Annotated in this window: 2 protein-coding genes; both read right to left on the reverse strand. The window is 46.9% G+C overall.

What is annotated here, in order from left to right; translation table 11 throughout:
• Positions 1 to 4859: non-ribosomal peptide synthetase (locus tag NLX73_RS23900; protein ID WP_254327536.1), on the reverse strand; the 4859-nt coding region annotated here is incomplete at its 3' end.
• Between the two features lie 14 nt (positions 4860 to 4873).
• Complete coding sequence (locus NLX73_RS23905) at positions 4874 to 9499, reverse strand: non-ribosomal peptide synthetase (RefSeq protein WP_254327537.1); 4626 nt, start codon at positions 9497 to 9499, stop codon at positions 4874 to 4876.
• Between the last annotated feature and the right edge of the window lie 7 nt (positions 9500 to 9506).

Consider the following 9506-nt stretch of genomic DNA (forward strand, 5'->3'; position numbering starts at 1 on the left):
TTATTCCGGTACACCACTTGCAACGGCTCGTCCTGCAAATCGCTCCGGAAGTTGGTACGCAGTGCTGAATGACGCTGCACCAACAAGTCCAGACTGGCAGAGAATGCAGCGAGATCCAGCGTTCCCTTCAGTTCAAAGTTGGACTGCTCTACATAGGCGCTCGACTGGGAATCCAGCATGTTGTGGAACAGCATTCCTTTTTGCATCGGCGTCATGGGATATATATTCTCCAGTTCTCCGTCAGGCTGAATCTGCTCCACCATCCGGTCCAGTGCTTCCAGGCTTAAACCCGGAAGCAGCACATCACTCGGCGTCAATTCAGAATGCTCCTGTGATACACAGTGGTGGATCACTTCCAACACGTTCTGCTTGAGCTCCCTGGCTAGTTTTATCACATTATCTTCCTGTAACACTTTTGTGTTATAACTAATATCCAGCTCAAGCATTTCATCCGTTACAATGCCCCCCACATCCAGGGAACACGGCATTCTGGTCAGTTCGTTAACATCTGCTCCACTGGAGTACGGGGACATGTGCGTTTCGCTGTGCCGCAGCGTCTGATCAAATTCGCCCAAATAATTAAAGCTGATCTGTGGCTCGGCGTATGTTGCCTCGGACGGTCCGTTCTGGCTGAGATATCTCCAGATGCCGTATCCAATCCCTTTATGCGGGATGCCGCGTAGCATCTCCTTCATCCGTTTGATGTGCCCGGAGATATGATCTTCCCCGTTAATCCGCAGCAGTATCGGGTACTGGCTCGTGAACCAGCCAACCGTTCGTGATATATCCGTATCCTTCATGATATCTTCCCGGCCATGGCCTTCCAGAAGAATTGCAACCTGCTCACTGCCAGTCCAAGTGCTTAACGTCATGCCGAGCGCCGTCAGCAACAGATCGTTCACTTCTGTGTTGTACGCGCGATGAGCCTGCTTTAGCAGTTGATCAGTCTCTTCTTTCGTGAATTTCAAGCTCAAAGTAGCTGTGTTATTTATGGTCAATGTTTTTTTAGAATCCAACAATTCTGTAAGTCTTAAAGACTCGGATGCCGCCAATTTATTCACTTGCTCCCAGTATGCGTGCTCACTTTCCATCTCAGGACTGTCAGCATAGGCTAATAACCGCTCCGACCAGACCTGGAAAGAGTCTGTTTTGGCCGGGAGCTGTATGGCTTCTCCACGTACAGCCTGCTCATAGGCATTCGACAAATCCTCCAACAGTATCCGCCACGATACGCCGTCTACCACCATATGATGAATAGCCAGTAGCAGATGGTCGCCATCAGCGCAGTGGAACAGGCCTGCTTTCAGCAAAGGCCCTTCATCCAGTCGGATGCTACTCTGAATAGTACTGGCCCGGGCTTCTATAGCTTGACCCAATACGGGACCGATCGGCACGTCTTTGAAATCGGCCACTTCCAGATCATACAGCGCCCCTTCCTCCACTCCGCGGTTCCACGCTTCCCAGCCTTGCTCCGCCTTGCGGAATACCATCCGTAACGCATCATGATGCACCGCCAATTGCGTCAATGCCTGTTGTAGCGGCTCTTCCTCGAATCCCTGCTCCCGGTGAAGCATAACCGCCTGATTAAAGTGGTCCGGCACAGGCTGTCCTTGTTCCACAAACCACTGCTGAATCGGTGTCAGCAGCACAGCTCCGTCGACCTCTTCCTGATCAGCTAATTGGGTATCCGACACACGCAGGTGTGTAGCTAGCTCGGCAACCTCAGGGTACTTAAACAAGTCTTTAATATCCAGCTTATACCCTGCCTGCAGCAGGCGTGAGGATACCTGAATTGCCTTGATCGAATCCCCGCCCCGATCAAAAAATTGATCCGTCAATCCGACAGGACCGCCGCCCAGTACAGCCTCCCACACATGGGCCAGCGCCTGCTCCTCTGCTGTCTGCGGAGTCCTATATTCCTGCGTGGAACGGGAAATCTGCTCCGGTGCCGGCAATGCCTTACGGTCGATTTTGCCGTTAGGTGTGAGCGGCATTTGCTCCATCTGAACAAAGTGCGAGGGAACCATATAATTCGGGAGTTCTTCACTCAGCTGCTTGCGAAGTTCGCTCCCCGTCACTTCGCGTTCCGCCACGTAGTAGGCAACCAGTTCGTGTTGGTTTTGGCTGTTTGCATGTGCCAGTACGATGACCTCTTGCATGCGATCTGCCTTCAGCATAGCCGCCTCAACTTCGCCCAGTTCAATCCGGTAACCGCGAATTTTGACCTGATGGTCAATCCGGCCCAGGTACTCAATGTTACCGTCAGGCAACCATCTTGCCAGGTCGCCTGTCCGATACATGCGTTCATAGCCCGCTTCCCCATCTACAAACGGATTAACCACAAATTGCTCAGCCGTTAATTCTGGGCGGTGCAAGTAACCGCGTGCCAATCCTGGACCGGATACACATAACTCTCCTGCTACTCCAGCAGGTAAAAGATGACCAAGAGCATCGATCATGTACACCCGGTGGTTGGGTACGGGACGTCCTATAGAAATGGTATCGATTGCTCCGGGGTGTTCCGACACCGGCCAAATGGACGTTGCTACCGAGTTTTCTGTCGGGCCATAGCCATTAAAATAGGCAACCTGATCCTTCCACTTGTTTACAAGCTCCATCGAGGAAGCGGAACCAGCGGTGAACAGAATACGCAGATTCGGCATTCGTTCTGGGTTTAGATACACGGCGTAGGTAGGAGGTAATGCCGCTACCGTAATTTTATGTTCCGCCATATACTGTTCAAACTGGTTGTAGTTCAGAATGATTTCCGAAGTAGGCACGTAAAGTGTCGCACCACAAAATAGCGCCTGAAATATTTCCCAGCATGCAGCATCAAATGCGTAGCTCGCAAACAGTAGGGCATGATCTGACGGACTTATCTGCAATGTTTCATCAAAATACGTTTTCAGGTTACACAATCCATGGTGCTCCAGCATTACACCTTTAGGCTGTCCTGTAGTACCTGAAGTATATATAACATAGGCTAGGTCGTTTGCCCCTGATACGGCTTCCAGATTTGATCCTTCCATGTGATATACAGTTGGATCTCCATCCAATACCAGAACTTTTCCTCCAAAGGCGGCTTCTTTGACCTTTTCCACAAGATGGGTTTGTGTTAAAAGCAGGTCTGCACCGGAATCGTCAAATATATAACGGATACGTTCCTCTGGATATGACGGATCGATGGGTACATATGCCCCTCCTGCTTTAAGAATAGCAAGAATGCCAATCACCATATCTATAGAACGATCAGTCATGAGTCCAACTAGCCGATCAGTTGTGGTGCCGTAACTACGCAGGGTACGAGCCAGTCGGTTAGCACGTTCATTCAGCTCAGCATAAGTCAGACTGGAGTTCTCACAGACAATTGCTGTTGCCTTCGGTGTCTTTTCTACTTGTTTTTCAAAACAAAGATGGATGGTATCACTAGAAGGATATGAGATCTGTACTCCGCTAAATTCGGATAAAACCTGACTTTTCTCTTCTGTTGTCAGAAATTCCAAATCGGAAATCGGTAGATCCGGCTGTTGAACAATCTGCTCCAGTCCCTGTTTAAGATGAGCTGCAATTAGCTTAATCCAATTTTCATCGTAAACCAGCCGATTATAACTAAATGTAACTTCATACTGTGATCCAGGAACGACAATCACATTAAAATCATAGTTGGTCTGTACAATATCCTCTACGTCGGTAACCTGAAGTGTATCAGGCCCTTTTTCAGCATGAATAAGCTCCTCTGAATAAGGATAGTTCTCAAAAACAACAATATGACGGACTAAATTTTGTTTCAAATCCGTGTGATTCTGAATATCTGCTAAGGAAGAATAAGAGTACTGAGTAGACTCGATGTTGGAGTTTTGCACAGATATCAGCAGATCTGAGAATCTCTGGTCCGCATCACTGGTTATGCGTGTTGGTATTGTGTTAATGAACAATCCAACCATATTTTCAATTCCCGGAACTTCATCTGGTCTGCCGGATACTACGGACCCGAACACAACATCCCGGCTGTGGTTGTACATTTGAAGCAATAATCCCCATACCGTCTGAAATACAGTGCTGACTGTCGTGTGGTAGTGTTTAGCTATTCTCTCCATTCCTTGAGTCAGTTCTTTACCCAGCTTGCATGTGTAACGTTCTGCTTCGAAGATTGGATTCAATGGACGGTTATAACCCGGCAAAATTGTTTCATTTTCAAGCCCATTTAAATATCCCCGCCAATAGGCTGTCGCTTCTTCCTTGTCCTGTTGCTCTAGCCACTGAATAAAACTGCTGTACGGATATACCGTATCCAATTGTGCAGGCATTCCGGACCGAAGGGAAGTATACATGGTAAAAAATTCCTGGGCTACCGTTCCCATGCACCAACCATCCATTATAATGTGATGGACACTCCAGACAAGCCTGCAAGAGTCATCATCCCATTGAAACAGGGCAAGCCGAATCGGAACATCTTTTTCCAAGTCAAAACCCACTTGACGCTCTGTCTTTAAAAAGTCAGTAAAATGCCCCCTTTTCTCAGCTTCAGGAAAAACACTGATATTTTCGAAATGAACAGGCAACGCTTCACGTTCTTCCAGGACAATTTGAAGCGGACGTTCTGTTTCTTTATACATAAAAATGGTACGGAATATATCATATCGATTCATGAGCTGCTGCAAGCTTTGCTGAACCAAATGAACATCTAGCACTTCATTAAAGGTAATAACGGTCTGCTCAAAGTAAGCTTCTGATTTTGCGTCGAGGATGGAATGAAACAACATTCCCTCCTGCATCGGGGATAGCGGATAGATATCTTTAATATTTACCTGTGCCAAATCATTCACCTTTCCTTTATCCATGCAGAATTTGAGTTTCAACTTGCTGATATCCTTTATTTCAACAGATTTCCCAACTTATCCGATAATCGGCTTGATATTTGTTCAAATTGCCCCATAGACAATTGATTATATGTAAAATCCGTAGGGCTGCGCTCCGCCTGATCTTTAGTGCAACAATGATGGATAATATTCAATAGATGTTTTTTAAAGCCGATCGTTAATCGATCTACCGTCGCTACACCATATTCAAGCCCGTTATATTCAAATTCAAACCGAAGGATTCCGTTCGTGATCATGCCGTTAATATCAAATGTATTCGTCTTTTCCGCACGCGGGCTTCTCTCACCATTGGCTAAGTTTGCTAATCGGGAAATACGCCAAGGCATGTCTGTCTTGTTTTCTTCGTCGAATTGTCCCAAATAATTGAAGCTGATTTCCGGGAATGGTGCAGCTACTAGAGAAGCGGCTTTAGTCTGGTCCTTGGTCAAATAACGTAAAATACCATAACCGACGCCCTTATTAGGCACCCGCCGCAGCTTATCTTTAACCATTTTGATCTGATAGGCCAAGTTCTCGGGTCTGTTGACCTCGATTACAAAGGGATACAGGGAGGTAAACCAGCCGACTGTACGAGAGATGTCCAAATCTTTAATGATCTCCTCCCTGCCGTGTCCCTCCAGCAAAATCGGGATTTCGTTGTAACCGCTCCATTCATAAAAAGCCAGGCCCAAGGCTGTAAGCAACAGATCATTCATTTCCGTATGATAGGCATGATGTACATGCTTCAATAGCTTTTCCGTCTCATCCCTGCTGAGTACCACCTCCGCTTGGCGTCGATCTTGCATCAGGCTAACCGCGATTTCATGATCTCTTGGCAACCGACGTATCCTGCGTGAATCTACATTGTTCCAGTAGCTGATTTCTTGGCGTACCTGTACACTTTCGGCGTAAGTGGTCAGTCCTGAAGCCCACTCTTTGTAAGCATCAGTCTTGGCGGGCAGATTCGGCATCTCACCCCGAGCTACCTGATCATAGGCGGTGCCCAAATCTTCCAGCAAAATTCTCCAAGACACACCGTCTACAATAAGATGGTGGATAACGATCATCAGATGATCTTCACCGGATAAATGGAATAAAGCCAAACGTATGAGAGGACCTCGTTGCAGATCCAAACTGCTTTGCAGCTCATCACCAATGTGTCGGATTTCTTCTTCAGGCTGGCTTGATTGTGTCAAATCATAGCTCGTTAATGTAAAGAACTCACCTTCGTTCACTCCCCTGTTATAGGCGGTGGTTCCCTTTTCCTCTTTCACAAAAATGATGCGTAATACATCGTGATGAGCTACCAGCTTGTCCATAGCGTTTTTCAGCCATAATTCATTCCATCCTCTATCATTTTGCAGCATGACTGCCTGATTATAATGGTGACGATCTCTCCGATGATGCTGAAAAAAATCGAGTTGAATAGGTGTCAATTCTACCTCACCTTCTACAATCCCCTGGGGAATGATACGGGTGATTTTTTTTATAAACGGTGCTATCAAGTGAATTTCAGGGTAACGGAATAAGTCCTTTACTTCCATTTTCAGGCCTTTGGCATTTAAGCGGATTGCAATTTGCAATGCTTTAATCGAGTCCCCGCCAAGCTCGAAAAAGTTGTTGTGTAATCCAATTGGTTTAACGCCAATCACTTCTTCCCAGATCAAAGCGATTGTTTTTTCCAATTCATCCTGTGGTGCCTCATATATGCTATCCACCGATGCTATTTCATCCGGTTCGGGCAGATTGGATCGGTCTATTTTCCCGTTATGGGTCAATGGCAACTGTTCCAATACAATGATTTGAGCTGGAACCATGTAGACTGGTAACTGCTGAGCCAGTTTATCTCGCAGCATGTCTTTCTCAGCTGCACCTGCAACATAGGCACATAAGTACTTTTGTCCCGCCGTGTCCAGTCGATCAACAACAACCGCCTGGCGTACTCCTTCCGTTTCGAGCAAAATAGATTCAATTTCTCCAGGCTCAATCCGGTATCCGCGAATTTTATATTGGTAGTCAGCTCGCCCGATAAAATCTATATTTCCATCTGGCTGCCAGCGTGCCAGATCCCCCGTACGATACAAGCGTCCACCGGGCGAGAAAGGATCAGACACGAATTTCTCCGCTGTAAGCTCCGGTCTGTTCAGATATCCCCGCGCTACAGAAGCCCCACCAATACACAGCTCGCCCGTTACACCGACAGGGACCGGACGCATCCTGTCATCAACAATGTATAACTTATGATTCGGTAGAGCTCTGCCGATAGGCACAATACCGGACAGCGGCAATTTTTCCAGCTCGTTCTCATAAAAGCTAGACTCGATTGCGGCTTCGGTAACTCCATACGTATTAATAATTCGCATCTTGCTGCCAAAACGGGTCAACATCTTACGGTAATCTGCAACAGCCAAGCTATCTGCTCCAGTAGTAAGCAGCTTTAGTGAACTGATATTTGTACCGTGCTCATAGATGTAATTCAATAGCAGAGCTAAAAGCACAGGAGGCGTCTCAAACGTAGTAATCTTCTGCTGCTCCAACAGTGTAGCCAGGGCAGCTGGATCATTTCTCACGTTTTCAGGACAAATGACTAAGGTACCTCCATTGACAAATGCCTTGGCCAAATCGCATGCAAACACATCAAACGACATGCTGGCAATTTGCAGTAGCTTAACTGGGAAATCTTTGAATCCTTGGCTGTGTCTGTAGCCGAGTGCAGTGTTGACATATTGTTGATGTTCAACCATAACGCCTTTGGGCTTACCTGTGGTACCCGATGTATAAATGACATACGCCAAAGAGCCAGGCTCATATGTGGAGATATACTGCTTGTCCAAATCCTTCTCGGGCTGGAGTGGCAACGTAGCGAGATCGACTACCTCGCCCATGAAATCAATTGTTTTCAGCCAGCCCGTCAGGTGAGATTGCGTAAGCACAATCGTCGTTCCGCAGTCACGCAGCATATATTCAATACGTTCTTCTGGATACACGGGATCTACTGGCACATAGGCAGCTCCTGCTTTCATAATTCCCAGCACCGCCACTATCATCTCAACAGACCTGTCAACCATGACAGCGACCAGACTCTCCCGTGTAATTCCACGCTTCTGCAAAAGATGGGCAAGAGCGTCTGCCCTATCATTAAGTTGTCTGTAAGTGAGCATCGTATCTTCATATATGACGGCCGCTCGTTCTGGTGTACGCTCCGTCTGCGCTTCGAATATCCCGTGAAAAGTAAGTGCAGGAAACTGGACAATGGGTCCGCTCCATATTTTCGTCATATTAGCCTCTTCTTCGGTTGTTAACAGCCGAACATCACGGAGGCAAACATCTGGATTGCTGGCAATTTGGAGGAAGACATGCTTCAAATGATGGGCCAGATGCTTCATCGCTTCACTGCTATAGACCTTGCCGTTATAGGACAATATGAAACTCATTGCCTTCTTGTCTTCAACTTCAATATTAAAGTCATACGGTATTTCTTCGAATAACCGGGCGTCTTCAATAATGAATCCGAGTTTGTCTTGCCAGTCCCGTCTCCCGACCATGTTTTCCAGCGGATAGTTCTCGAATACAACGATATGATCGAGCAAGCGTTGCTTGAGTGCAGATTGCGACTGGATTTCAGCAAGTGAACAGTATCCGTTCATCCTTCCTTGGACAGAGGCTCTCTGGACATCGCGCAATAATTCAACAAAACTCTTTTCTTCATTTAATCTAATTCGTAATGGAATGGTATTAATAAACAATCCCACAATTCGCTCTACTTCATCCAATTCCGACGGGCGGCCAGATACCACCGTGCCAAAAACTACGTCCTTGCTTCCGTTGTAACGACCAAGTACAATTCCCCAGGCGGCCAGAAAAAGACTGCTAAGCGTGGTCCCATTGCATTCAGCAATCGTACGCAAAGTGCTGGTCTCTGTTTCCGTCAGCGTCGTTCTATATTCCTGCAGCAGATAGCCGCCTTTTTCAGGAGTTGTAGCTGGAGTTTTTAGCATCGGAAGTCCGGCCGTTTGTTCGTAACCTTGTAATTCAGAACGCCAGTAGTCCTTGGCCGCCTCCTGATCCTGTTCTTCAAGCCAGTCGGCATACCCGGTGTAAGGTCGTGGTTCAGGCAATTGAACGGAACGGCCTGTACGATAGGCCTCATAGGCCGTTAACAACTCGTCCATTATGATGCCAAGACACCAGCCGTCCATAATAATATGGTGAAAACTTAAAAGCAACGTATAAGCATCTTTATCCGTCTGAAGTACAGCCATCCGGATGAGCATATCCCTGCTCAAATCGTAATGGGTGTTACGGTCCACATCCATAAATCTACGAATAGCGTCGGCTTGCTCCTTTCCGGTCAGCTCTGTCATATTTTCGTAAGTAATCGCCGTGTTTCGCTTTTTAAAGACAATCAGCCGCGAACGAGAAGCGGATTTATGATAAATGTTCGAGCGCAGCGTTTCATGACGCTGAACCAGTAACTGAAAGCTTTTTTGTAGGGCATTCCAATCCAGATCTCCTCGAATAGAAATACGTAATTGCTCGTAATAAGCCTGTGATTCTGGTTCCATCAGCGCATGGACGAGCATTCCTTCCTGTAAGGGAGTCAAGTTGACCACTTTTTCAATTTCAAGTCCTTTGATCATGGATATC

The organism is Paenibacillus sp. CH40 (genome assembly GCF_024213605.1).
GTDB lineage: Bacteria > Bacillota > Bacilli > Paenibacillales > Paenibacillaceae > Paenibacillus > Paenibacillus polymyxa_B.

Bases quoted from the DNA above. Each gene is read 5' to 3' on its own strand.
- NLX73_RS23905 (WP_254327537.1), bottom strand. From the start codon at position 9,499: ATGATCAAAGGACTTGAAATTGAAAAAGTGGTCAACTTGACTCCCTTA.